Raw genomic sequence first — 26,340 nt, 5'->3', positions numbered from 1 at the left:
TAAATAAGTTATGACTTGGTTAACAGCGTTTAAAGATAAAAATATTGTCGTGCTAGGAGCTGGAATGACAGGTTTGTCATGCCTACGTTTTTTGCACGCACAAGATTTGTCATTTGCTGTTAATGATTCACGACCTATGCCTTTTGCAAATAGGGATGAACAAACTCAATACGAGAATGATTATCCAAAGGCAAAATTTGTTTTCGGTCAATGGCAACAAAGTTTAATTTCTAGTGCTGATATAATTATTACCAGTCCAGGTATTGATTTAGTCAGTGAAGGAATTACAGCACTTATCCCAGAAAACTGTCTGGTTATAGGTGACGTTGAATTATTTTGCCTAGTTAACAATAGCCGCATCTCCCCGATGAAAATGTTGGCAGTCACTGGCTCAAATGGCAAGTCTACCGTAGTGTCACTGTTAGCTTCTCTAGCAAAAGCTATCGGAGTTAATGCTGCATTGGCAGGTAACATCGGAGAGCCAATACTTAATCTACTTCATCGAGAAAATGTCTATAACTCTCAGCTTGCTAATCAACCAGACATTGTCATTGTCGAGCTTTCGAGTTTCCAACTAGAAACGTTATCCAGTATGCATGCTATTGCTGCGAGTGTGCTTAATTTAAGTGATGATCACCTTGACCGGCATAAGACCTTAGCGAATTACCAGGCTATTAAACAAAGTATTTATCCACAAGCAAAAATTGCCGTGGTGAGTCGAGAAGATCAAGCATCAAATACTTTAGTTGCCGCTCAAGAAATAATTTCTTTTGGTTTAAATAAACCAGAGCAAGACTGTTTTGGTCTGCAAGCTATTGATAATAAAATGGTAATGATGTTTGGTGAACAAGCTTTAATTTCAATTGATGAATTACCTCTTGCCGGTATGCATAATGCGCTCAATTATATGGCAGCTTTAGCACTTGGTTATAGCGCTGGTTGGTCATTATCAGCTATGACAGAAAACCTTGCCGGATTTATGGGTTTAGCTCACCGTTGCCAGCGCGTAGCGAGTGAAGATTACATTCAATGGATTAATGATTCTAAGGCGACAAATGTTGGTGCAACACTCGCCGCTATTACTGGTTTAGTCCCGACGCTTACAGGCCAAAATAAGTTAATTCTTATTGCTGGCGGTGATGGCAAAGGTGCTGATTTTTCAGCGCTAACAACAATATTAAATTGTGATGTAAATCAGCTGATTACTTTAGGTAAGGACGGCGCTGAGATTGCTAGTTTAGTGAGTGATGCTATTCAAGTGGATACCCTCAGGGAAGCAGTAGAGCAAGCTAAGCAGATAGCCAAACCAGGTGACATGGTCTTACTTTCACCAGCGTGCGCCAGTATTGATATGTTCAAAAATTATCAAGTACGCGGCGAGCAATTCATTGCAGCAGTACAAGCTAAGGAGGACTCATGTCGTTAGAAAAAACCATGACCTTAGCCAGAACAATGTCTTTAGAGACAACTCAGGCAATAACAAAAACTCTATCACAAGTGCCTGTACCACCACTACCAGAGTGGATTAATCGCTTAATGGCAGGCTCAAATCAATATGGTGCAAATGCCTTTGATCGAAGCTTTATCGTGTTGGGATTGACCATGTATATGGTTGGACTAGTCATGGTCGCCTCTTCGTCTATACCGGTAGCGGAACGCTTATTTAATAATCCATTCCATTTTGTTATTCGCCACGGTATCTATATTGGATTAAGCCTTGCTGTTGCCGGGGTTGCCTTACAAATCCCCATGTCTTGGTGGCATAAAAATAGTAGTTACTTATTAGGTTTTGCCATTGTCTTGCTGGTTACTGTGTTGCTCATAGGTCGTTCAGTAAACGGTTCAACACGGTGGATTGTGCTTGGCCCAATTACAGTGCAAGCAGCAGAGCCAGCTAAATTGTTTTTCTTTTGTTATTTATCTGCCTATTTAGTACGTCGCCGTGAACAAGTAATGGAGAACCTAAAAGGTTTTATTAAACCGTTAATTGTATTTGGTGTTATGGCGGCATTGTTATTATTACAGCCTGATTTAGGTACAGTTATCGTAATGTTTGTCACCACGTTCGGTTTGTTATTTTTAGCGGGTGCTAAGTTATGGCAATTTATCGCTATGGCGTTAGTTGGCGCAACATCATTGGGAATGTTGGCTTATTTTGAACCCTATCGCTGGCGACGAGTGACTAGTTTTTTAGACCCATGGCAAGACCCGTTTGGCAGTGGTTATCAGTTAACCCAATCATTAATGGCTTATGGTCGTGGTGAAGTATTAGGTCAGGGCTTAGGTAATAGCATACAAAAATTAGAGTACTTACCAGAAGCGCATACCGATTTTGTTATGGCTGTTTTGGCTGAAGAATTCGGCTTTGTCGGTATCAGTGTAGTGCTACTACTGAGTATGACTTTGGTTTACAAAGCACTTATTTTAGGGCGTTATGCACTGGCTAAAGAAAAATACTTTGAAGGGTTTTTAGCGTACTCCATCGGTATTTGGATGTGTTTTCAAGCAGCAGTAAACATTGGCGCAAGTGCAGGTATTGTGCCAACGAAAGGATTGACCATGCCACTGATTAGTTATGGTGGTAGCTCGATGATAATCATGACTTTAGCGCTGGTTCTTTTAATACGTATTGACCATGAAATTCGTTTACAGAGTATTCAGGCTACAAGCTCAAAAAGAGCGACTAAGAAAGAGCTTAAGAGTATAACTAAGCAAAATGGTGATAAATAATGAGCGTTAATCATGGCCAAGGTAATAAAGATTTAGCAAAAACTTTGTTAGTCATGGCTGGTGGCACCGGTGGACATATATTCCCTGGTATTGCGGTCGCCGATGAGCTGAAAGCGCAAGGATGGAAAATCCATTGGTTGGGAACTGCCGATCGTATGGAAGCTCAAATTGTACCTATGCATGGTTATGATATTTCGTTTATCAATATAAGTGGTCTGCGTGGTAAAAATCTATTAACAACGCTTGTTATGCCTTTTAAATTGTTAAGGTCGCTTTTTCAAGCGAGACGCGTGATTAAAACAGTGAAACCTGATGTTGTTATAGGCATGGGTGGCTATGCAAGTGCTCCGGGTGGTTTGGCCGCTTGGCTAAGTAAAATACCGCTAATCGTTCATGAACAAAATGCTGCTGCCGGATTAAGTAATCGCTTGTTAGCGCGTATCGCCAATAAAGTATGCTGCGCCTTTCCTAATGCATTTGTTAGCGGAATTGATGTTGAAGTGGTTGGTAATCCTTTACGCGCGTCAATCGGTCAGCAAGCACTGGTTTCAGAAAATATAGATCAAAGCCACGAAGGTAGTAAAAATATTCTAGTGGTAGGTGGTAGTTTAGGCGCTCAAGTCTTAAATAAGGTGATGCCGGATAGCTTTAAGGATTTATCAGAAAGTGATGAGAAATATTGTATATGGCACCAAACGGGCGACAATAACCAAGCACTAGTCACCGCATCTTATAAACAGGAATATATTGATACTGGAAAAGTGAGAGTTACCGAATTTATTACTGATATTGCTGCTGCATATCAGTGGGCTGATATAGTGATTTGTCGTGCGGGAGCGCTAACCGTTTCAGAATTAGCCATGGCAGCAACACCAGCCATTTTTGTACCACTACCGCATGCAGTAGATGATCATCAAACAAAAAATGCGTTGTACCTCGTAAAGCGAGATGCAGCAAAGTTATTGCCACAGGCAGAACTAAATAATGAGAGTATCACGTCGTTAATAATCGAGCTGTTTGATCAGCCTCAAACTTTAGCTGACATGGCTAAAGCTTCTTTGAGTGCTGCAACTAGTGATGCAAGTCAGAAAGTAGCAAAATTGTGCCAACAGCTTTCAATATCGAATGGCGCAAAACTTAGAAATAATGAAGAGAAAATATGATTAAGCAAACTCACGTAAGTAATAGCTCAAATAATAGTACCAACTCAACTGCAGCTCAGGTACCTGAAATGCGCCGGGTAAAACGTATCCATTTTGTTGGCATAGGTGGCGCTGGTATGGGCGGTATTGCTGAGGTATTGCTTAATGAAGGTTATCAAATTTCGGGTTCAGATATTGGTGAAAATCAAGTGGTTAAACGCTTGAGAGCTCTAGGGGCGACCATTGTCATTGGCCACCAAGCAGAAAATGTGGTTCAAGCCAGCGTAATAGTAGTATCAACTGCGATAAATAGTGAGAACCCTGAACTAGTTAAGGCAAAAGAATTACGTATTCCTGTGGTTAGACGCGCAGAAATGCTAGCTGAATTAATGCGTTTTCGTCACGGCATTGCTATTGCGGGTACGCATGGAAAAACAACTACAACCAGTTTGATTGCCAGTATTTTTGCACAGGGTAAATTAGATCCAACGTTTGTGATTGGTGGCTTACTTAATAGTGCAGGTACTAATGCAAGATTAGGTAGCAGTCGCTACTTGGTTGCAGAGGCCGATGAAAGTGATGCATCGTTTTTACATTTACAACCTATGGTTTCGGTTATTACCAATATCGATGCCGACCATATGGAAACATATCAAGGTGACTTTGAAAAACTTAAAGATACCTACATAGAGTTTTTACATAACTTGCCCTTTTATGGCTTAGCGGTTGTTTGTATTGATAACCCAGTTGTCCGTGAACTATTACCACGCATTAGTCGCCAAGTGATCACCTATGGTTTTTCTAAAGATGCAGATGTGAGAGCAGTAAATTACCAACAAAATGGTGCCGTTAGTCATTTCACCGTAGAGGTTGAAGGACAAGAGCCGCTAGAGATGAGTGTAAATTTACCTGGTCAGCATAATGTTTTAAATGCTTTGGCTGGTGTAGCCGTTGCCAAAGATGAGGGTGTTAATGATGAAGCAATTTGTAAAGCATTAACCGAATTTGAAGGTATAGGTAGACGCTTTGAAAAACTAACCGATTTTAGTACCGCTGCCGGTGATATGGTTTTGGTTGATGATTACGGTCATCATCCGAGTGAAGTGAAAGCGACAATCCTAGCTATGCGTCAAGGTTGGCCAGATAAACGTTTAGTTATGGTTTTTCAACCACATCGTTATTCTCGAACCCGCGATTTATATGAAGATTTTGTTGAGGTATTGTCAGAAGTTGACTGTCTATTCTTGCTTGATGTTTATGCTGCAGGAGAAACACCAATCTCGTCTGCTGATAGCAAAAGCTTAGCACGCTCAATTCGTTTACGTGGTCAAATAGAGCCTGTTTATGTCAGTGATGTAGATAAACTGCCGCAATTATTAGCAACTCAGTTGCAAGATAACGATATGGTTATTACACAAGGAGCCGGGAGTATTGGTGCAGTTGCTCGCAACTTAGCTGATCATAGTTTGTTGCATACTCGTTGTTCAGTTCAGCCTGACGCTCAATCTGAAGTTAAGGGTGACAAATAATGGTTAAAGCACTGGATAGATCACTAGCATTGCTCAAGCAAGAGAAGATTGCTGTGCTTTATGGTGGAAATTCAGCAGAACGTGAAGTTTCACTCAATTCAGGACAAGCTATTGCGAAAGGTTTAGAAGACGCTGGTTTTAATGTTGTGTTAATCGATACTAAAGTAGTGCCGTTAACTGATTTAGTAAGTAACAAAATAGACCGAGTTTTCATCGCTTTACATGGTAGAGGTGGAGAGGATGGTTGTTTGCAAGGTGCACTTGAGTATTTAGATATTCCTTATACGGGCTCGAATGTTTTAGGTTCCTCGCTCTCAATGGATAAAGTAAGAAGCAAACAAATTTTTAAAGCGTGCGGCATACCAACAGCACCTTTTACCGTCGTTAATAAAGCTGAATTTTCAACATTATCATTAGAAAATATTCTCGCTGATTTAGGCGGTCGAGTGATGGTAAAACCGGCTAATGAAGGTTCAAGTATTGGTATGGCACAAGCAAAAACCATCGCACAATTGCGTAACGCGTTAATTGAAGCGTTTGGTTTTGACACCCAAGTCTTACTTGAAGCATGGATTGATGGTCCAGAATATACCGTTACCATTTTAGGAGATAAGGCTTTACCAGCTATTCACATGGAAACGCCACGTGAATTTTATGATTATGAGGCAAAGTATCAATCTACAAGTACACAATATCACTGCCCCTGTGGTTTAAATGAACGTGATGAGAATGAAATAAAATCTTTGTCAATGAAAGCATTTAATGCAACGGGTGCTCAGGGTTGGGGACGGGTTGATATCATGCGAAATAAAACTGGTGAATGGCAGATATTAGAAGTCAATACTGTACCAGGGATGACAGAAACGTCACTCGTGCCAAAAGCCGCAAAAGTATTCGGTTTGAACTTTAGTGAGTTAGTAACTCAAATTTTACAGCTTAGTGTCAAAGAGTAATAAACGACTATGACGAAAAAACAGCAAGGCAATAGTAATAAAACAGCACAACTAGGCCAAGACAGCACTTTGTCTTTTGGTTTGGGTTTGGTGTTTTTTATTGTCGTTCTGTTTAGCCTAATAACTGTCAGTTATTGGCTTACTCAACATTTTATTGGACAAGAAAGTGCACCGGTAACTTCAATCGTGGTTTCTGGAGAAATGCCTTACAGCAAGCGTAGCGATATTATTAATGCGATAGATCAGGTTGATATGGGGAATTTTTTTCAAGTTGATGTTAATGAAGTACAAAGTTATGTACTGACTTTACCTTGGGTTTACTCAGTCGCCGTAAGAAAGCAGTGGCCTAATGAATTGAAAATATATGTGGTTGACCAAAATCCGATAGCACTATGGAATGGTGACTTTTTGATCAATCAACTTGGTCAAGTGTTTCAGGCTGATATTGAACGTATTAATCATTACCTTCCTAACTTTTTTGGTCCTGAAGGAAGCGAATTGTTAGCGTTAGAAAACTATAGAGATCTCAATGCATTACTTGACTATAAAGCACTAAAAATTGATGAGTTAGTACTGAGTGAACGCTTTTCTTGGCAGCTAACGTTGGATGATGGCGTGACCTTAAATTTAGGTCGTGAAGAGCGAGTTGAACGTATTCAACGGTTTATGGATGTTTATCCAATAATTAAAGCACAGCTAAAGGCAAAAAAAATTGCAGAAAAACAGCAAAATCAGGCGGTTGATTACATCGATTTGCGGTATGATACGGGATTGGCTGTTGGTTGGAAAACTGTAGATAGTATTACCCAACATAAGACACAAAGTAAATTGCAAAAAAATAACAATAAAAATCACCCTAAATTAACATAATTAGTTAAGAGTTTAAGTTAAATGTCTAAAGCAGCAGAACGAAAATTAGTGGTTGGCCTTGATATAGGCACCTCCAAAATATCTGTCGCAGTAGGAGAGATTACGCCAGACAACCAATTGAGTATTATTGGTGTTGGTAATCAACCTGCTCGTGGTATGGATAAAGGCGGTGTTAACGACTTGAATTTAGTTATTCAAGCAATACAACGCGCCATTAATGAAGCTGAATTGATGGCTGATTGCCAAATAAGCTCAATCTATTTAGGCATTTCAGGAAAGCATATTAGTTGCCAAAATGAAAATGGCATGGTGCCAATTAATGACAAAGAAGTTATTCAAGAAGATGTCGATAATGTAATTCATACCGCGCGTTCAGTACCTATTTCTGCCGAACGCCGTATGCTGCATGTCCTTCCGCAGGAATACAGCATTGATTGTCAAGACGGTATTAAAAGTCCGATAGGTATGTCTGGTGTACGTATGGAAGCTAAAGTTCATATCGTTACTTGTGCCAATGACATGGCTAAGAACTTAGTTAAATGTGTCGAACGCTGTGATTTGACCGCTGATCAACTGATTTTCTCGGCATTAGCTTCAAGTTATGCAGTGTTAACCGACGATGAAAAAGAATTAGGTGTGTGTGTTGTTGATATGGGCGCAGGCACAATGGATATCTCAGTCTTTACTGGTGGCACTTTACGACATACCGCGGTAATACCTGTAGCAGGCAATCAGGTAACTAGTGATATTTCTAAAATATTTAGAACACCACTCAGTCATGCTGAAGATATTAAGGTGCAGTACGCCTGTGCTTTAAAACAATTAGTTAGCATGGAAGAAAGTATTGATGTGCCAAGTGTTGGTGGTCGTCCTGCTCGTTCAATGTCGCGTCATACATTATCTGAAGTGGTTGAACCTAGATATCAAGAGTTATTCGAGTTAATTCAAGACGAAATTAGAGAGTCTGGTCTAGAAGATCAAATTGCTGCCGGTTATGTACTAACAGGTGGTACGGCGAAAATGGAAGGCGTACTTGAATTTGCCGAAGAAATTTTCCAAATGCCAGTTCGTATAGCTAATCCGTTATCAGTACAAGGATTAAAAGAGTATGTAAACGATCCTACTTACTCCACAGTTGTTGGCCTTCTACATTATGGTATGCAGGCGACGAGTGAAGTGAATAGTTCGGCGAAAAAACGAGAAAGTGTTGGTGACTTTTGGTCAAGAATACATGCCTGGTTTAAGGGCGAGTTTTAAAAAAATTGTGTGGTGAGCTGTTACATGGAAATAACAGTTATCTCGAATTGTTGTTAATTAAAGTAACAAATAACAACAGTTTATTAAATATTTTAAGTTATTGTAAGTAAAACGGAGAGAGAAAAATGTTTGAATTAATGGAAGACCATAGCGAAGAAGCGATAATTAAAGTTATCGGCGTTGGTGGCGGTGGTGGTAATGCCGTTGAACACATGGTTTCACAAACGATTGAAGGTGTAGAGTTTGTTACAGCAAACACTGATTCGCAAGCGTTACGTAATTCTTCTGCAGATGTCACTTTACAGCTTGGCGCTGATGTCACTAAAGGGTTAGGCGCTGGCGCAAACCCTGAAATTGGCCGTTGTGCAGCTGAAGAAGATCGAGAAACTATTAAGCAAGCCTTGCAAGGTGCCGATATGATATTTATCGCAGCTGGTATGGGTGGTGGTACCGGTACTGGTGCGGCGCCTGTAGTTGCTGAAATTGCAAAAGAAATGGGGATTTTAACGGTTGCTGTTGTAACCAAACCGTTCCCATTTGAAGGTAAAAAACGAATGAACTATGCCGATCAAGGTATTGAGTTTTTATCTAAAAGTGTTGATTCACTGATTACTATTCCTAACGAAAAGTTACTGAAAGTACTTGGCCCTGGAACAAGCTTATTAGATGCCTTTAAAGCAGCAAATAACGTGCTACTTGGCGCCGTTCAGGGTATTGCAGAATTAATTACTCGTCCTGGTTTGATAAATGTCGATTTTGCTGATGTACGTACCGTTATGTCTGAGATGGGTACTGCCATGATGGGTTCTGGTACTGCTTCTGGCGATGATAGAGCACAAGAAGCTGCTGATGCTGCTATTTCAAGTCCTTTATTAGAGGATGTGGATTTAGCTGGTGCACGCGGGATCTTAGTTAATATTACCGCAGGTATGGATATTAGTATCGATGAGTTTGAAACTGTTGGTAATGCCGTTAAAGCTTTCGCTTCTGAAAATGCGACTGTTGTTGTTGGTGCTGTTATTGATATGGATATGACAGATGAGCTTCGTGTGACTGTTGTTGCTACGGGTATTGGCGCTGAAAGTAAGCCTGATATTACGTTAGTAAATCCTATGCCAATGGCTGAAGCAAAAGTTGTCGGTGGGGATTATACACCAGCTGCACCACAGGCAAATTTAGCGACTGAAGCAATAGCTATGACTGATAGCAATGCGCAGAAAGCAGCAGCAACCGACTTAGATACTTATTTAGATATTCCTGCTTTTTTACGTAAGCAAGCGGATTAATTCTCTAGGTATTAGATCTGAATTAAGTTTAACTGTTATTGGTATTTTTGATTTTAGCGCTTTTTTTTGATATATTATGCGCCCTGAAAAGAGCTTAGCTACTTTTATTCCTAAATCTATGCTTAGATTTAATAGGGAGTAGGTAGGTAGTTCATTTTAATAATGGGGTAAAATGCTGCATGTAAATGACTTTATTTGGCCTCGCGCTAAGTAAAATATTTATAAAAGCAATTGCATTTATTAACCAATAAAAAGCAAAGTAAGCGAGGCTGATATGATTAAGCAACGTACATTAAAAACGAGTGTTTCAACAGTAGGTGTTGGTTTACATAAAGGTGAAAAAGTGCAGGTTACTCTCCGTCCTGCGCCAGCAAACACCGGTATTGTTTTCCGTCGTGTTGATCTTGACCCTGTGGTTGATATCAAAGCGTCACCAGAAGCTGTGGGCGAAACAACGTTATGTACCTGTTTAGTTAATGAACAGCAAGTTAAGGTTTCAACAGTTGAGCATTTACTTTCAGCTGTTGCAGGTTTAGGCATCGATAATTTAATTATTGATGTGGATTCAGCTGAAATTCCTATTATGGATGGTAGTGCCTTACCTTTTGTTTACTTAATTCAATCGGTAGGTATTGAGACATTAAATGCGCCAAAACGCTTTTTGCGTATTAAGAAACCTATTCGTGTTGAAGAAGGCGATAAATGGGCAGAGTTATTGCCTTATGAAGGTTTTAGGGTCAATTTTTCTATTGAATTTGAACACCCCGTTATTGAGAAAACTTGTCAAACCATGAGTATGGACTTTTCTAGTTGTTCTTTTATTAAAGAAATTAGTCGTGCTAGAACCTTTGGTTTTATGAAAGACATTGAGTTCTTACGCTCTCATAATTTGGCGTTGGGTGGCAGTTTAGAAAATGCCATAGTACTTGATAATTATAGAATGCTTAATAAAAATGAATTGCGTTATGATGATGAATTTGTAAAGCATAAAATACTTGATGCTATTGGTGATCTTTATATGGGCAGTGCCAGTATTTTGGGTGAATTAAACGCTTTTAAATCAGGCCATGGTTTAAATAACCTGTTGCTTAGAGAAGTCTTTAAACGGACTGATTCCTGGGAATGGGTAACCTATGAAGGTGATAAAACTTCACCGATAGAATATCAAGAAGTTAACGCCACTGCATTTTAAATCTTCCACGCTTCACGAAATGCGGACATTGCTTTAAGAGTGTTCGCATATTTTAATTTGTTGCCCAGCTTACTTTCTTCCTGCAACCCGTGCTAATTTCTCTAATTTTTCTTTTAAGCCTTTAGGGGCATTTTTTGCGATCTCTAAAAACTGCTTAGCGGTTTTCTCGTTAACAACAGTATTACTTTGGGGAGATCTTACAGGTACTGATTGTAAAAGATCAGCGCGTGTTTTTTCGGTAACTTCGTGGCGTTGCTGGCGAAAGCCCTGTGGATTGACTTTAATTTCTATTTTATGAAAGTTACCTTCAGTGCTACTCGTTAATGCATTACAAATAGTATTGCGTTCAAACTGTAATCTTTGTCCCCAAACAGGAGACTTCACTTCTATAATTAGAGTATCTTTTCGGCAATTTGCAATATGCCAAGCATCTGCTGGCAAATCAGGGCAAATTTGCCGTACAATGTCCGCTAAGATGGTCAAAGAGTTGGTTTTTGTCTGAATATGTGCCAAAGTGCCAGTCGTTGTTTGCAATAGCGCTGACATATTAATAGGGACTTTTGATTTTCTAGCCATTGTTGTCACCAAAAATTAGCAAAATTCAATAATAATGCTTATTGAATAAATTAACCGAAATAGATACCTATGAGTTTAACACTACTATACCGAGGAAAGAACGTCCGATTTTCAATGCGGCTTACTAAATTGCATTGGTTGTCAGCGGTATGTGCCTTTGCACTAATTTCTGGGTTAATTGTTCATCTGATTGCCAGTAATAAATCACAACCTAATGGCGATAAGTACCAAGTTTTATCTCAAAATCATCTAGCTCCGATTCAGGTGAAAGATCAACAAATTACCGCACTAACAATTAAATTAGCTGAATTACAAAGCCAAGTATTACGTTTAAATGCTTTGGGTGATCGTTTGGCTGATGATGCTAGCATTCCTGAAAAAGAATTTAACTTCAACCAGCTCCCCGCTAGCGGTGGGCCAGCTTCGAATACTTTTTTAGTGAATGATAAAACACTAGAACAACTCTTTATTGAAATTGAGCGTTTTGAAAGTGAGATAAATTATGAAGAAAAACAGCTTCTAATGCTTGAATCTTTGACTTTTGGTCACCATATACAAAATAATGGCTACTTATCAGGTAGACCGATAACTAAAGGCTGGTTATCTTCATATTATGGCGTACGTAAAGACCCATTTAATGGTAAACCTACAATGCACAAAGGCGTTGATTTTGCTGGGAAAGAAAATACCGCTATTATTGCGACTGCTTCAGGCGTAGTTACTTGGGCAAGTAAACGCTACGGCTATGGGCAACTCATTGAAATAAACCACGGTGGGGGATTAACTACTCGCTATGGTCATAATAAAGATTTACTGGTAAATGTTGGTGATGTTGTAAATAAAGGGCAAAATATTGCGCGTATGGGCAGTACTGGCCGCTCAACAGGCCCGCATGTTCACTATGAAATATTAAGAAATAATAAACAAATTAATCCAATTAAATTTGTTTATCGCAAAGGGAAATAACCGACAAAGACATTAAGCGGTTATCATTATACATTCACGAAAGGTGGCGAACGTAGCTACTAATAATTCTCACTAAATGGTTTAAATAAGATGTTTGGAAATTTGTTAACAAAAATGTTTGGTAGTCGAAATGATAGATTACTAAAACAAATGAGCAAAGAAGTAACTAAAATAAATGCACTTGAACCGGTATTAGAAGCGTTAAGTGATGAAGAATTAAAAGCCAAAACCACAGAGTTTAAGGAACGATTTACTCAAGGCGAAACAGTAGAACAATTGTTAGTTGAAGCTTTTGCTGTCGTTAGAGAAGCCAGTAAACGAGTGTTTGGCATGCGTCATTTCGATGTGCAAATGATTGGTGGCATGGTACTAAATGAAGGCAAGATTGCCGAAATGCGTACTGGTGAAGGTAAAACATTAACGGCAACTTTGCCGTCATACCTTAATGCGTTAACCGATAAAGGTGTTCACGTTATTACTGTCAATGATTACTTAGCTACTCGTGATGCAGATTGGAGTCGTCCTTTATTTGAATTTCTTGGCTTAACTGTTGGCTGTAATGTTGCCGGAATGACAACTCAAGATAAACAAGCTGCCTATCAATCAGATATCACCTACGGCACAAATAATGAATTTGGTTTTGATTATTTACGTGACAATATGGTGTTCTCACCGCAAGAGCGCTCTCAAAAACCACTACACTTTGCCATTATAGATGAAGTAGATTCAATCCTAATTGATGAAGCTAGAACGCCACTGATTATTTCAGGTCAAGCTGAAGATAGCTCTGCACTTTATAAGATAATTAATACTTTAGTACCGACGCTTGAACAGCAAGAAGAAGAAGATAAAGAAGGTGAAGAAAGCACGGGTGATTTCACTATTGATGAAAAAGCCAAGCAAGTTTATTTAACAGAGCGTGGTCAAATTCATATTGAAGAGATCATGGTTGAAAAAGAGTTACTCACTGCGGGTGATACTTTATTTTCAGCGGCCAATATAACGTTATTACACCATGTTATGGCAGCACTTCGTGCTCATAAATTGTTTCAAAAAGATGTCGATTATATCGTAAAAGATGATGAGATAGTTATTGTCGATGAGCATACGGGTCGAACAATGGAAGGTCGACGTTGGTCTGAAGGTCTCCATCAGGCAGTAGAAGCCAAAGAAGGCGTTAATATTCAAAATGAAAATCAGACGCTAGCTTCTATCACCTTTCAAAATTATTTCAGAATTTATGAAAAATTATCTGGCATGACCGGAACAGCAGATACAGAGGCTTTCGAATTCAATCATATCTATGGTCTAGAGACTGTTATTATTCCTACTAACCAGCCAATGGTTCGTAAAGATTTGTCTGATTTGATTTACTTAACTACAGAAGAAAAATTTGAAGCTATTTTAGCTGATATACAAGATTGCGTGAAACGAGGGCAGCCTGTTCTTGTCGGCACTATTGCGATTGAAACTTCTGAGTTCTTATCTGATTTCTTGAAAAAAGCAAAAATTAAGCACAAAGTACTTAATGCTAAATTTCATCAGCAAGAAGCTGAAATTGTCGCTGATGCAGGTAAAGAAAATGCAGTAACAATAGCGACTAATATGGCTGGCCGTGGTACTGATATCGTTTTAGGTGGCAATTTAGATGCCACTATCGCTAAATTAACTAACCCTAGCGAAGATGATATCGCTAAAGCTAAAGCGCAGTGGAAAATTGACCATGAACGTGTACTTGAGTTGGGTGGTTTACATATAGTTGCTACAGAACGTCATGAGTCTAGACGAATCGATAATCAACTTCGTGGACGCTCAGGTCGACAAGGTGATGAAGGTTCAACGCGTTTTTACCTATCAATGGAAGATTCATTGATGCGTATATTTGCCTCAGAACGTATTTCAAATATGATGCGTAAGTTAGGCATGGAAAAGGGTGAGGCTATTGAGCACCCTTGGGTTACTCGTAGTATTGAAAATGCACAGCGTAAAGTTGAAGGTCGTAACTTTGATATGCGTAAGCAATTATTAGAATATGATGATGTTGCTAATGATCAACGTGGTGTTATCTATGAGCAACGTAATGAGTTACTTGATAATGAAGAAATTGGTTCAGTTGTTGAAGCAATTCGCAGTGATGTGATTAATGGTGTAATCGATCAGCACATTCCGCGTCAATCATTAGACGAAATGTGGGATATCGAAGGCCTTGAAGAACAATTAAAGGGTGAGTATGCAACTGAACTGACCATCGCTAAATGGCTTGAAGATGATAGTAAACTTCATGAAGAAAGCTTGCGCGAAAAGATCATTACTGAGTTTGAACAAGCTTATAAAGATAAAGAAGAAGCTGTTGGCGTAGATGTTTTACGTCAGTTTGAAAAAGCAGTGATGTTACAAAGCTTAGATTCACATTGGAAAGAGCATTTATCAGCCATGGATCACCTGCGTCAAGGTATCGGGTTACGAGCTCACGCACAAAAGAATCCTAAACAAGAATTCAAGCGTGAATCATTTGAGTTATTTACTGAAATGTTAGATAACTTAAAGTATGACGTTGTAGGTATTTTATCTAAAGTACAAATTCGTGCTGAGTCTGATGTTGAAGCGGTAGAAGAGCAGCATAGAAAGTCTGAAGAAGTACCAATGGATTTCCAGCACCAATCAGCATCAAGCCCTAGTGAGCAAGCACAAACTCCTCGCGTGGGTCGTAATGAACCTTGTCCATGTGGCTCAGGTAAAAAGTATAAACAATGTCATGGCAAGCTTGCCTAGTTGCTAGCCATGTTATTAATAAATGCCAGTCTTATGACTGGCATTTTTATTGTATACCCGCTCCACTTGAATATGCTCATTTCAGGGAGTCTGAGCGATTCATAATAAAGGCGCATTTTTTTATTAAGGGTTACTCCCTTAAAAAGAAATGCAACGCAGAGTATGATTTGCTCAGCCTCCCCCAAGGGGCTGGTTTAGAAATGCATTATGCTACGTTATTGATTTTGAGCAGGGAATAACCATTCTCTTCAATCAATGCCTTGCATAAAGGCATTTCTAATTCCAGCTGAATCATGCATATTCAAGTAGAACGGGTATATAAAGAAGTGAATTTATGAGTAAAGTTGTGCACGTTGCGGTAGGAGTTATCACAAGGGCAAGTGAAGATGAAGCTTGTCAATATTTCTTAACTAAGCGACTAGAAAAGGCCCATCAAGGCGGAAAATGGGAGTTTCCAGGTGGTAAAGTGGAAAACAACGAAACAGTTGCTCAAGCACTTGCTAGGGAGCTTAAAGAGGAAGTAGCGATTGACGTGTTATCTTGTCAGCCACTCATTAAAATTGAGCATACATACCGAAGTAAAGAGGGAGACGAAAAAGGAGATAAGAGTGTTTGTTTGGATGTTTTTATCGTTGATAACTTTACGGGTGAACCAAGTGCACAAGAGGGGCAAGGCCAGGGCTGGTATACTTTAAATGAGCTTGAGAAGCTAGACTTTCCAGAAGCAAATAAAACCATTATTGATAAGCTAGTAGAAAGGTCTCTCTAGTGAGGCCTTTCTAGTTCAGCTATGGTTTATTCGGGCTCAACAAAAAATTTGTTGTTAAGTAAAAATTCATCTTCCATCGCATCCAACATTTCTTCTGATAAAACAGTATCAACTTGAATGTTTTGGCTGATTTTATGACTTTCTTCTGCCCATTCTCCAAGATCAATGAGCTGACAGCGTTTACTACAGAAAGGTCTAAATTCGCTACTTGCTTGCCATACAACAGTTTTTTGACATTGTGGACAAGGAACTTTTAAGGTCATGGTCGTATATTATTTAAATTTTAAAGTGTTACTAATTATACACGAAAGCTAGTTGCATGGAATCATTTGTAGGCTGGTAGTGTATATAGAGCAGTATAAGGTAATCGGTTAGCAGCGAGCTAATTGAAATACAGTTGCTTGGTTAGCGTACCTGCGACCAGTATGTTGACAAGGCAACATAAAGCGGATGGAATAGCGGAACTTGTTACCACTAACTGTTGGATAGTATGCGGCATCCTTAGCTAACTTTATTCGCAATAATAAAAGCCCTTCACCGTTATCTTGATAAAAGCCACTATCCACTTCTATTAACTCAAACTCAGCGCGCAGTCGGATAAATTTAAGCACTATTGCAAGAGCAGATGATATATCACTTAATAGATTGAGCCATTGCTGAACTTCTTGTTTCGTTTGTACTTCATTTTGGTGAAGCCAGAAGTGCAATTGTGGCAAGTCAAAACTAGAGCTTCCACCCTGAATGGCAAAACGTTGTTTTAAGCAAGAAAGTAATTTATCTTCTTTTAACAACCACCAAGTGGGTCGTGGAATTCTCAAGTGACTAACTAATTTAACCGTTTCAGACAAATTCTTTTGAAGAGCACTGGTATCTACGTCAGGAACTTTTGACCAAACAACAAGATTTTGCTCTAGCTTCTCTAAATCTTTAATTAAATCACCACGGGTATCATTTCGTTCTAAGGTATCTAAGATGGAAAATAGGGCATTAAAAAAAACTTGATGGCTAGTCAGTATACTAAGATCACCACTAAGGCATGAGTAGGCCTGAGCGAAGAGTTGCTCAAGTTTTAGGTAGTTTCGTATTCGCTCATTGAGCGGATGTTCATATAAGACCGTAGACATACAAAGTTTTGTAACCAGTTAACCAAAAATGTAAATAAATAACTATTTCATTGTTGATTTTTAAACCATTTTTGTCAAGGTTAAATACTTTTTATCAAGCGATAGAACAGCCTCTTTGATTTCTGACAAAGGCGAATCATCATTGTTAATAATATCATCGGCAACATTTACTCTGGCAGCACGACTTGTCTGACTTGCTATTATCGCTTTGATCTCTTGTTCAGAACTACTATCTCGTACTAGGGTGCGTGTTATCTGAGTTGATTCATTCACATCAACGATTAATACACGATCAACTAATTCAAGTAGGTTATTTTCAATGAGTAAAGGGGCAACTAAAATACAATACGGGCTTTTAGCTTCTTTAGTCTGCGTCACAATATTAACGCGAATTAAGGGGTGCAATAACTTATTCAACCAAAGCTTATCGGCTTTATTGCTAAAAATTCTATTTCGTAATAATGGTCTGTTGAGCTGACCATCAGCTTGAATATAGTCATCACCGAAGTGCTTGGCAATTGCTTTTAATGCAGGGCTGTTAATTGCAACAACTTCTCTAGCGATAATATCAGCATCAATAATTTCAACACCCAACGCTAGAAAGTAATTAGTAATTGTGGTTTTACCACTACCTATTCCGCCAGTAAGACCAATAACTAGTTTAGACATAATTAAAATAATCCAGACATATTGAGTGTAACTTATACCAATCCGTATAAGAAAGGGATCGCTTAGCGAGAGTTTAAAGGCTTAGAGGCAAGACATTGATTGCAGAGAATGGTAATTCCCTTGTCAAAATCAATAACGCGGCATATAAGCCTTTAAAACTCGCCCTTCGGGAACGCATGGACACCATGATAACTGCACAAAATTTGTTTGATGTAGAATAACTATATCTACTCACATTTTGTTTGCTCTTATGTCGCCCATGCTATTCTAAGTGCTCACTTCTTTATATGGAATGGTATTATAACTTAACTTGTGAATTAAAGAATTTTTTGTAAATACCATGACCAAATACCATCACCCCATAATAAAGTTATCCAACCAGCTACTGCTAAATATGGGCCAAAAGGGATGCCTTGCTCTCTTTGATGGTTTTTGAATAACATTAAAGTAATACCAACAATTGCGCCAACAACTGATGCCATTAAAATTAGAATAGGAAGTAATTGCCAACCGATCCAAGCACCAAAAACAGCGAACAATTTAAAGTCGCCATAACCCATGCCCTCTTTACCTGTTATTACTTTAAAGAGCCAAAAGACAGAGAATAGGCTCATGTAACCAACGGCTGCTCCAATGACAGCATCGGGTAATGGGATAAAAGTTCCATTTATGTTTATTAGTAAACCTAACCATAAAAGTGGCAGTGTAATTTGATCAGGTAATAACATGTGATCAAAATCTATCATGGTAAGTGTAATCAAACACCAAGTGAGTAACAAAACCCACAATGTAGATATTGTTGCACCAAAATGTTGAGCAACAATAAGACTTAGCACCATGGTAGAAAGTTCGATTATAGGATAACGAGCTGAAATATTATTAGTGCACTGGCTACACTTCCCCTTTAGTAATAACCAACTTAATACAGGGATGTTTTCATAAAATCGAATTTTATGATCACAGTTAGGGCAGGTAGAGTCAGGTTTAGATAGGGTGATTTTAGTAAGTCTTTTTGCCTTAACATTAGCAACCTCATCGGCTAGAAACTCTCGGCAGTCATGATACCAAGTATATTCCATCATTTTAGGGGTACGATAAATGACAACATTAAGAAAGCTACCTATGGCCAATGAAATTAGGGCAACCGTAATATAGAAGAAGGTAGGGAGTTCTTGAAATAACATGTTTATGTGATTAAAGAGAGAATAAAATTTATCTAACAATGGGGTAGCCTATTTTAAATTTACTTTAGAGGGGGTATAGATGACGGAATAACGGGTCAGTTAACAGTGGTGTTGTATCAAGTACAACACCACTGTTATGTCTTAGTTTATACAATCTTACCGATTTCAAATATTGGTAAGTACATAGCAATAATTAAACCACCAATAACGACACCTAATACGGCCATAATCATCGGCTCCAACAGTGCGGTTAAACCATCAACAGCATCATCAACTTGCTGTTCGTATACATTAGCTACTTTTGATAACATATCATCTACAGCACCAGACTCTTCACCAATAGCCACCATTTGTATAACCATATCTGGGAATATTTTACAGTTACGCATAGCTAAATTCATTTGCATTCCCGAAGACACCTCAGCGCGTACTTCTAATATTGCATCACGGAATACGGCATTGCCTGATGCACCTGCGGCTGACTCTAGTGCATCAATTAAAGGAACACCTGCAGCAAAAGTCGTTGATAATGTTCTCGCGTAGCGAGCAACGGCTGCTTTCTCTAATAAATCTCCAATAACAGGTAATTTTAGTATGTTTTTATCAACCTTATCTCGTAATTTTTGGTTATTTCTGTGGGCACGTTTAAATAAGAAAAATGCTAAATAAAGTCCAGCTAAACCAAAGTACCAATAGGCCTGCATAAATTCAGAAATAGCAATCACCATTAGGGTAAAAGCAGGGAGTTCAGCGCCAAAACTGGCAAATATCTCCTGGAAAACAGGTACCACAAAGATAAGCAGTATTGATGTTACGATAAAGGCAACCACTAACACCGCAATAGGGTAAGTCATGGCTTTTTTAATTTTACTTTTTAATGCTTCACCTTTTTCTTTGTAGGTAGCAATACGGTCGTAAATAGTTTCTAGTGCACCTGATTGCTCCCCAGAGGCGACTAAATCACAATAAAGGTCATCGAAATAGAGTGGGTGATCACGTAAACAGTCTGATAAAGGGATACCAGAAGAAAGTTTAGTGGCGATATCTCCAAGAAGCATGCGCATCTTACCGTTATTATGCCCCTTGCCTATCATTTCAATAGTCTGAACTAGCGGAACACCAGCACCTAACATAGTGGCTATTTGTCTGGTAATAACAGCAATGTCCATAGGAGTTATTGCTTTATCTCCGCTACCTAAACCAAATAATGGTTTAGCTTTTTTCTTAACACGACTTGGTACTATGCCTTGTTTACGCAGCTGATTTTTTAGCTCAATAATACTCTTAGCAGAAAGTTCACCACTAATTTTTTTTCCTTTACGGTTAACCCCATGCCAAACAAAGACATCTTGCTCTTTAACTTTAGTTCTATCTTTAGCTGATTTTTTTTTTGTTGTGATAGCCATAGTTAACCCTGGTCCATGAATCACTTTACTCTCGCCTTAACATTGGAGCTGGTAAAGTATTATCTAATAAATAGGTGAATTATTTCTTTAAGTATAAGTAAGTTAAACGAAACTTACGTTAAGCGCTAGTTACTCGGTTAATTTCTTCTAAACTTGTCATACCGCTCATTGCTTTTAATAAACCTGATTGACGCAAGTTGTTATACCCCTCCTTTTGGCATTGCTTCGCTATATCAAGAGAGTTGCCACCTTCCATGATAATAGAAGCAATAGTCGGGCTAATTTTAATCACTTCGTAAATACCCACGCGGCCTTTATAGCCTCCAGTGCAATGAGTACAGCCTATAGGTTTAAATAACTTTATGTCAGCTAATTTATCAGCAGGAAAACCTTGTTCGGCTAATAGCATTTCAGAAAGAGGCTCTTCCTCCTTACACTGCGGGCATAATCGTCTTGCCAAACGTTGAGCAATAATAATAGAGACAGAGCTGGCAACATTATAGGAAGGAACCCCCATATTAAGTAAACGAGTAAGCGTTTCAGCAGCAGAGTTAGTATGCAGGGTTGATAATACTAAGTGGCCAGTTTGTGCGGCTTTTATCGAAATTTCAGCGGTTTCTAAATCCCGAATTTCCCCCACCATGACAATATCTGGATCTTGTCGTAAAAACGAGCGCAATGCACTTGGGAAAGTTAAACCGGCACGATTATTGATTTGTACTTGGTTGATGCCTTCAAGGTTAATTTCGACAGGGTCTTCCGCTGTAGATATATTACGTTCTTGTGTGTTTAATATATTTAATCCGGTATAAAGCGATACCGTTTTACCTGAACCTGTTGGTCCAGTAACTAAAATCATACCTTGCGGTTGTTCTAATGCTTCCATGTATATTTTTTTCTGAGCGGGTTCATAACCCAGCATATCTATACCCAGCATAGCACTTGATGAATCTAATATGCGCATTACGACTTTTTCACCCCACATGGTGGGTAAAGTACTGACACGAAAATCGATCGACTTTTTCTTGGATAGTGCCAACTTAATTCGACCATCTTGTGGAACACGACGTTCGGCAATATCCAATTTAGACATCACTTTCAAGCGGGCTGCCATTCTTGAAGAGAGGCTTACTGGTGGTCTAGCTATTTCAGATAAAATACCATCAATACGAAAGCGAATACGAAATGACTTTTCATAAGGTTCAAAATGTAAATCTGAAGCCCCTTTCTTTATAGCATCGAGTAATATTTTATTGATGAAAACAACGATAGGTGCATCATCTTCACCGTTAGCGTTAGCGTCTTCTTTTCTTGACTCTTCAACATCAATACCCGCTAACTCATCTGCATCGATGTCACTTATATCTAATGCAGCACTTTCATCTTCGAGTACTTTTTCAATACAAGTTTGTAAGCTCTTCTCATCACATAATACTAGCTCAGTGCTGTAACCGGTATTAAACTGTATTTCTTCTAAGGCATCTAAATTAGTCGGGTCTGACATGGCAATAAACAGTACTTTGCCACGTAAATATAGTGGCAATGCATTATGTTTAGTGATCAGTTTTTCATTACGAACACCTTCAGGTACCAAGCTGGTATCGAAGTTACTAAGTTGAATTAGTGGGTGGCCAAAGCTTTTAGAAAGTACTTTAGCAATACTATTTCCATCAATACTTTTGTCTTCAATCAAAAAACGAATGAAAGGTATTTTTTTACCGATGAAATCAGCCGTAATATCATCTATTGATTCTAAAGGAATAAGGTTCTGCTTTGATAATGCCGATAGCAGACTAGCTTGTTGGTGATTTCCTTTCATAACTTTAGTGATAACCTTAGGTAGATTTAAAACAGTAACTAATTTGAGTGTAACTGATTACACAATAAAAGAACAAAGAGATTATCATTATGCCTCTCTAATTTGATGCATTCATTGTACTTTTTTAAAAAAATCTGGATAAAGTCTTATCGCGTCACCAGTAATTTTATTTTTTAATTGACTATCAATATAGTGATTGTTTTCCTCTAATGTTTCTATCACTATTAGTGTATCTTAGTGTATCTTAGTGTATCAAAGGGGTCAGAGTTAGTTGATTTTTGTAAACTTATTTATTATGAACTAATCTTATTGTTCAGGCTATATTTTTAAGGATGAAAATGGCTAGATCACCTCGCTTAAATTTAAAAGACATTCCGCAACATGTGATTCAACGTGGTAATAATCGCCAATCTTGCTTTTTTGAAAACCAAAACTATCAAGTTTATCTTGATAAACTGCTTGAATATAGCCAAAAGCATCAAGTTGAAATTCATGCTTTTATTTTAATGACAAACCATGTGCATTTATTGGTCACACCAAGAATTGAAAATGGCGTTAGCCTGATGATGCAGTCACTGGGGCGTTATTATGTAAGATATATAAATCAAACTTACCACCGAACAGGCACTTTATGGGAAGGTAGATATAAGTCGAGCTTGGTTGATAGCGATAGTTATTTTTTAATAGTTACTCGGTATATTGAATTCAACCCGGTACGTGCAGAAATGGTTGTTCGACCTGAATTATATCCTTGGTCAAGTTATCATCAGCATGCTTTAGGAAAAACAATAAGCTTACTCACGGAGCATGATTGTTATTTAAAGCTTGGTGACTCTGCCAGTAAACGGCAGCAATCGTATCTTAAATTTTGTAAACGATACTTGAGTGATGATGAAGCGTCATTCATCAGAGCATCAGTGAATAAAGCTTGGATTTTAGGTGATGATAGATTTAAGCAGCAAATAGAGAGGCAACTTGGTGTGTCAGTTTCGCCCAAAGCAAGAGGTGGAGATAGAAAGTCAATTAAGTATCAGCAAAGCAAAGGTTAGGCAGATAATCAATTTACTCTGACCCCTTTGATTTTTTGATTTTTTGATTTTAACTTTGCTTTTTTAACGTCGTTTTTTAATAAAGGTAAGGCTATTTATCAGCTTTAGGCAAGAGCTGGATGTCAGCAATGAGCATATCCTGATTGAAAACAATAACAGCACTTCGTCGTTTGCCGGTTATTCTCTTGAAAATATATTCTTGGCCGTATCTTTTAGCAATGGCTTCCGGTAAATTTTTATAATCAAAAGTAAACTTAGTTAGTTCTTCAATATCAATCGCTTGATAATTTTCTAAGGCGTATAAAAAAGGGACTAATTTATTTTGGGTCTGTTGGATGTATTTATCGACATCTTGTTCGCTGATCATCACTAAAGGAATACCCTGATATAAGTTTAGTGTGGGTATGATTTTTGCGCTGTTCAACGGTTCAGCTAGAATTTTTTGGGGTACTAAGTGAAATACACCATCATAATGCACTAAGGCAATTAAACGCTCTTTTTCTATTTGCATTAAACCATAAGTTAACGCCGATATTTGAATAATAACAATAACGGCCATATCTAGGCTCAACTCTCGCTTTGATTTTTTACTTGAAACTAATAATAATGTTAATAATGGGCCTATTATAATATCAACGCCAGCTAACATCAGTAGCGCCATCCAAGTACCATCAAGTTGTAAAAACGGTTGTGGAAACCACAGAAACTGACATATAGCACTAACCAGTAATATAATAATTAAGCTAGCCGTAAGGTGATATCTAAAAAAGCGTTTTTTTAACGGGTCCATAATAAAACTCTTTATGTAAGGGATAACTAGGTGATAGGTAAAGTTTGTTGAAAGTAAATAAGCCATAAAAAAGCTCCCGAAGGAGCTTTTTTATGTTTGATATTATATTAAACAGTATTAAACAGTATTAACAATATCCTGCAGCTACACAACCACCACTATGATTCCAAACAGCTGTACCATTGCCAACTGTTGCGGTCAATACATACGTGTGGGTAGCATCGAAGCTACCTTGTACTGCTGGAATCACAGTAACTAAGTAAGGACCGACAAGAGTGGTACCGGAAATTTTAACTGATGTTACCATGCCAGATTGAGACCAACCAGTAACGTCAGGTATAGTCTCACACTTAGCTGCCTCAAGAAGCATAGTAGCAGGAGTAGTACTCGATACTAAACCGCCCTTACCTGTTTGAATACAAAGATCAACTGCTGTTTTTGCTGCAGTTGCAGATAATACTACTTCAGTAAACTTAGCTTTATCCGCATAAGTTTTGTAAGCAGGTAACGCCACGGCTGCTAAAATACCGATAATCGCGACAACGATCATTAATTCAATTAACGTAAAACCTTTTTGTACACTTTTTTTCATATTTTGTAAGTTTTTCATATTTATAGTTCCATTTAGTTTTTACGGGGGCTGGCTTCATACTGCGACAAAATTTAATAAATGTAAAACTTTGTTGCAATTTTTTTTATTTTTATTTCTGGTCAACCACTAGGTGGTTGTTTTATAACCTATTGTTAACTGAATATTAACTTTTTTTGAAGTATTGGCCTCTGTTACCACAAATCACGCTAAGATTTTCTAATATCAATGCCAGCTCCTCGTTTATCAGCAATAGCATCACTCTTAATGAGCACTAAAGGCCATTAAAGGTGTTGATTTCTAGTTAAATAAATAGCTATTTTGTAGTTTATTATATCTTGCACCTTTTATAAGACCGGGGTGTGGTTAACATCAGTTAAGCACTTACGGATATCACGATAAAAATAAATAGATTATGGATAATAAATAGTAAAAATGGCACTGAATTTAAAAATTAACTATTTATTCAACAAATATAGGTGATTTTAGATAGTTCTTTCTGTATAATCCGCGCTCCCTACGTTACAAAAGCCTATTATTTGGTGGTTTCTTTTTACTTTTATGTGAATAGTTCCCTATAAATAGTGGCGCTGGGCTCGATGCTCGAAGGGGCAATGGCGTAGTCCATTTAACCGGTAGTTTAAATTTTTAAATTATCATTTAAGTAACATTTTTAAGATTGGGTTTTTTAATGAAAACTTTTGTAGCAAAACCAGCAAGCGTACAACGCGAATGGTTCTTAGTGGACGCCGAAGATAAAACTTTAGGTCGTATCGCTACTGAAATTGCAACCCGTTTACGCGGTAAGCATAAAGCAGAATATACACCTCACGTAGATACTGGCGATTATATCGTTGTTATCAATGCTGAGAAAGTACGTGTAACAGGTAACAAAGCGAAAGGTAAAATTTACTACTCGCATACTGAATTCCCTGGTGGACTTAAGCAAATTAGCTTTGAAAAGTTAATTGAAAAAGCTCCAACACGCGTTCTTGAATTTGCAGTGAAAGGCATGTTACCTAAAGGTCCTTTAGGTCGTGAAATGTTCCGCAAATTAAAAGTATATGCAGGCCCAGAGCATGCACATACAGCACAACAACCACAACTTTTGGAGCTTTAAGCAATGGCTGATAATCAATATTACGGTACTGGTCGTCGCAAGAGCTCAACTGCTCGTGTGTTCATGAAAGCTGGTAACGGTGCAATCACAATTAACAAACGTGACATTTCTGAGTACTTCGGTCGTGAAACTGCTCGTATGGTTGTTCGTCAACCATTAGAGTTAGTTGAAATGTTAGAAAAATTTGACTTTAACATCTCTGTAGTAGGCGGTGGTATTTCAGGTCAAGCTGGCGCGATTCGTCACGGTATTACTCGTGCATTAATGGTTTTTGATGAAACTTTACGTGGTGAACTACGTAAAGCTGGATTCGTTACTCGTGATGCGCGTAAAGTTGAGCGTAAGAAAGTTGGTCTTCATAAAGCACGTAAGAAGCCACAATTCTCAAAACGTTAATATTCGTCATATTCAGGATTTATACAGCATTGTCTGCGCTGTTCGCCCCAGTCACTTAGTTAACCTAAGTTCAGGGGCTCACAACTTGACCGCTTTGTCTAAATCCAGAATATTTAGAATATATGCATTTAAAGAACCGACCTTGTGTCGGT

Annotated in this window: 24 protein-coding genes; 15 read left to right on the top strand and 9 right to left on the bottom strand. The window is 38.3% G+C overall.

The window, feature by feature from the left end; genetic code table 11:
- Positions 1-10 precede the first annotated feature (10 nt).
- The 9 genes from murD to lpxC all read left to right on the top strand — a co-directional run bounded on the left by murD (position 11) and on the right by lpxC (position 10,959).
- Entirely contained in the window at positions 11-1,426 is a 1,416-nt protein-coding gene (gene murD, locus CPS_RS20025) for a UDP-N-acetylmuramoyl-L-alanine--D-glutamate ligase (protein WP_011045196.1), read from the top strand.
- Positions 1,417-2,730 carry a cell division protein FtsW gene (gene ftsW / locus CPS_RS20020; protein WP_011045195.1) on the top strand — a complete coding sequence of 438 codons (1,314 nt, stop codon included), beginning with the start codon at positions 1,417-1,419 and terminating at the stop codon, positions 2,728-2,730. The genes murD and ftsW overlap by 10 nt, the downstream gene beginning before the upstream one ends.
- Positions 2,730-3,893, top strand: a complete 1,164-nt coding sequence (gene murG, locus CPS_RS20015; RefSeq protein WP_011045194.1) for an undecaprenyldiphospho-muramoylpentapeptide beta-N-acetylglucosaminyltransferase — start codon at positions 2,730-2,732, stop codon at positions 3,891-3,893. The genes ftsW and murG overlap by 1 nt, the downstream gene beginning before the upstream one ends.
- A complete protein-coding gene (gene murC / locus CPS_RS20010; RefSeq protein WP_011045193.1) occupies positions 3,890-5,401 on the top strand; it encodes a UDP-N-acetylmuramate--L-alanine ligase in 1,512 nt (503 codons plus the stop codon). Before murG ends, murC begins: the two co-directional genes overlap by 4 nt.
- The gene (locus tag CPS_RS20005) at positions 5,401-6,354 is read left to right on the top strand and encodes a D-alanine--D-alanine ligase (RefSeq protein ID WP_011045192.1); all 954 of its coding nucleotides are present in this window, start codon (positions 5,401-5,403) and stop codon (positions 6,352-6,354) included. Before murC ends, CPS_RS20005 begins: the two co-directional genes overlap by 1 nt.
- Positions 6,355-6,363: 9 nt before the next feature.
- Positions 6,364-7,224 (top strand): cell division protein FtsQ/DivIB, encoded by an 861-nt coding sequence (locus CPS_RS20000; RefSeq protein ID WP_011045191.1) that lies wholly within the window; start codon positions 6,364-6,366, stop codon positions 7,222-7,224.
- A gap of 21 nt (positions 7,225-7,245) precedes the next feature.
- Positions 7,246-8,481 (top strand): cell division protein FtsA, encoded by a 1,236-nt coding sequence (ftsA, locus tag CPS_RS19995; RefSeq protein ID WP_011045190.1) that lies wholly within the window; start codon positions 7,246-7,248, stop codon positions 8,479-8,481.
- A 125-nt stretch (positions 8,482-8,606) separates the two neighbouring features.
- Positions 8,607-9,767 (top strand): cell division protein FtsZ, encoded by a 1,161-nt coding sequence (ftsZ, locus tag CPS_RS19990; RefSeq protein WP_011045188.1) that lies wholly within the window; start codon positions 8,607-8,609, stop codon positions 9,765-9,767.
- Positions 9,768-10,041: 274 nt separating this feature from the next.
- On the top strand, positions 10,042-10,959 hold the full coding sequence (gene lpxC / locus CPS_RS19985; protein ID WP_011045186.1) for a UDP-3-O-acyl-N-acetylglucosamine deacetylase: 918 nt from the start codon (positions 10,042-10,044) through the stop codon (positions 10,957-10,959).
- A 69-nt stretch (positions 10,960-11,028) separates the two neighbouring features.
- Here the strand turns inward: lpxC and CPS_RS19980 are convergent, their stop codons facing one another.
- The gene (locus tag CPS_RS19980) at positions 11,029-11,535 is read right to left on the bottom strand and encodes a DUF721 domain-containing protein (protein WP_011045185.1); all 507 of its coding nucleotides are present in this window, start codon (positions 11,533-11,535) and stop codon (positions 11,029-11,031) included.
- A gap of 69 nt (positions 11,536-11,604) precedes the next feature.
- Between CPS_RS19980 and CPS_RS19975 the strand changes: the two genes are divergently transcribed.
- The 3 genes from CPS_RS19975 to mutT all read left to right on the top strand — a co-directional run bounded on the left by CPS_RS19975 (position 11,605) and on the right by mutT (position 16,042).
- Entirely contained in the window at positions 11,605-12,501 is an 897-nt protein-coding gene (locus CPS_RS19975) for a M23 family metallopeptidase (protein ID WP_011045184.1), read from the top strand.
- 90 nt (positions 12,502-12,591) lie between these two features.
- Positions 12,592-15,273, top strand: a complete 2,682-nt coding sequence (secA, locus tag CPS_RS19970; RefSeq protein ID WP_011045183.1) for a preprotein translocase subunit SecA — start codon at positions 12,592-12,594, stop codon at positions 15,271-15,273.
- A gap of 334 nt (positions 15,274-15,607) precedes the next feature.
- Complete coding sequence (mutT, locus tag CPS_RS19960; RefSeq protein WP_011045182.1) at positions 15,608-16,042, top strand: 8-oxo-dGTP diphosphatase MutT; 435 nt, start codon at positions 15,608-15,610, stop codon at positions 16,040-16,042.
- 26 nt (positions 16,043-16,068) lie between these two features.
- Here mutT and yacG read toward each other — a convergent pair whose 3' ends face one another.
- The 6 genes from yacG to pilB all read right to left on the bottom strand — a co-directional run bounded on the left by yacG (position 16,069) and on the right by pilB (position 22,244).
- On the bottom strand, positions 16,069-16,305 hold the full coding sequence (gene yacG, locus CPS_RS19955; RefSeq protein ID WP_011045181.1) for a DNA gyrase inhibitor YacG: 237 nt from the start codon (positions 16,303-16,305) through the stop codon (positions 16,069-16,071).
- A gap of 108 nt (positions 16,306-16,413) precedes the next feature.
- The gene (zapD, locus tag CPS_RS19950; protein ID WP_011045180.1) at positions 16,414-17,166 is read right to left on the bottom strand and encodes a cell division protein ZapD; all 753 of its coding nucleotides are present in this window, start codon (positions 17,164-17,166) and stop codon (positions 16,414-16,416) included.
- Between the two features lie 60 nt (positions 17,167-17,226).
- Positions 17,227-17,835 carry a dephospho-CoA kinase gene (gene coaE / locus CPS_RS19945; protein ID WP_011045179.1) on the bottom strand — a complete coding sequence of 203 codons (609 nt, stop codon included), beginning with the start codon at positions 17,833-17,835 and terminating at the stop codon, positions 17,227-17,229.
- Positions 17,836-18,152: 317 nt separating this feature from the next.
- Positions 18,153-19,058 carry a prepilin peptidase gene (locus CPS_RS19940; protein WP_011045178.1) on the bottom strand — a complete coding sequence of 302 codons (906 nt, stop codon included), beginning with the start codon at positions 19,056-19,058 and terminating at the stop codon, positions 18,153-18,155.
- Positions 19,059-19,165: 107 nt separating this feature from the next.
- Positions 19,166-20,425 carry a type II secretion system F family protein gene (locus CPS_RS19935; RefSeq protein WP_011045177.1) on the bottom strand — a complete coding sequence of 420 codons (1,260 nt, stop codon included), beginning with the start codon at positions 20,423-20,425 and terminating at the stop codon, positions 19,166-19,168.
- Positions 20,426-20,543: 118 nt separating this feature from the next.
- Positions 20,544-22,244 (bottom strand): type IV-A pilus assembly ATPase PilB, encoded by a 1,701-nt coding sequence (pilB, locus tag CPS_RS19930; RefSeq protein ID WP_011045176.1) that lies wholly within the window; start codon positions 22,242-22,244, stop codon positions 20,544-20,546.
- Between the two features lie 338 nt (positions 22,245-22,582).
- Here pilB and CPS_RS19925 point away from each other — a divergent pair, with 338 nt between their 5' ends.
- Entirely contained in the window at positions 22,583-23,293 is a 711-nt protein-coding gene (locus tag CPS_RS19925; RefSeq protein WP_011045175.1) for a transposase, read from the top strand.
- A gap of 91 nt (positions 23,294-23,384) precedes the next feature.
- Here CPS_RS19925 and CPS_RS23035 read toward each other — a convergent pair whose 3' ends face one another.
- Complete coding sequence (locus tag CPS_RS23035; RefSeq protein ID WP_049757942.1) at positions 23,385-24,083, bottom strand: hypothetical protein; 699 nt, start codon at positions 24,081-24,083, stop codon at positions 23,385-23,387.
- Positions 24,084-24,210: 127 nt separating this feature from the next.
- Positions 24,211-24,693: a pilin gene (locus CPS_RS19915; RefSeq protein ID WP_011045173.1), complete on the bottom strand. Its 483-nt coding sequence runs from the start codon at positions 24,691-24,693 to the stop codon at positions 24,211-24,213.
- A gap of 670 nt (positions 24,694-25,363) precedes the next feature.
- On the opposite strand from CPS_RS19915, the gene rplM reads away from it, so the two are divergent.
- A complete protein-coding gene (rplM, locus tag CPS_RS23975; protein WP_011045172.1) occupies positions 25,364-25,792 on the top strand; it encodes a 50S ribosomal protein L13 in 429 nt (142 codons plus the stop codon).
- Between the two features lie 3 nt (positions 25,793-25,795).
- Positions 25,796-26,188 (top strand): 30S ribosomal protein S9, encoded by a 393-nt coding sequence (gene rpsI / locus CPS_RS23970; protein WP_011045171.1) that lies wholly within the window; start codon positions 25,796-25,798, stop codon positions 26,186-26,188.
- Positions 26,189-26,340: the final 152 nt, after the last annotated feature.

Source organism: Colwellia psychrerythraea 34H (genome assembly GCF_000012325.1).
Classification (GTDB): Bacteria; Pseudomonadota; Gammaproteobacteria; order Enterobacterales; family Alteromonadaceae; genus Colwellia; species Colwellia psychrerythraea_A.
This window is presented reverse-complemented; position numbering and strand designations above follow the sequence as displayed.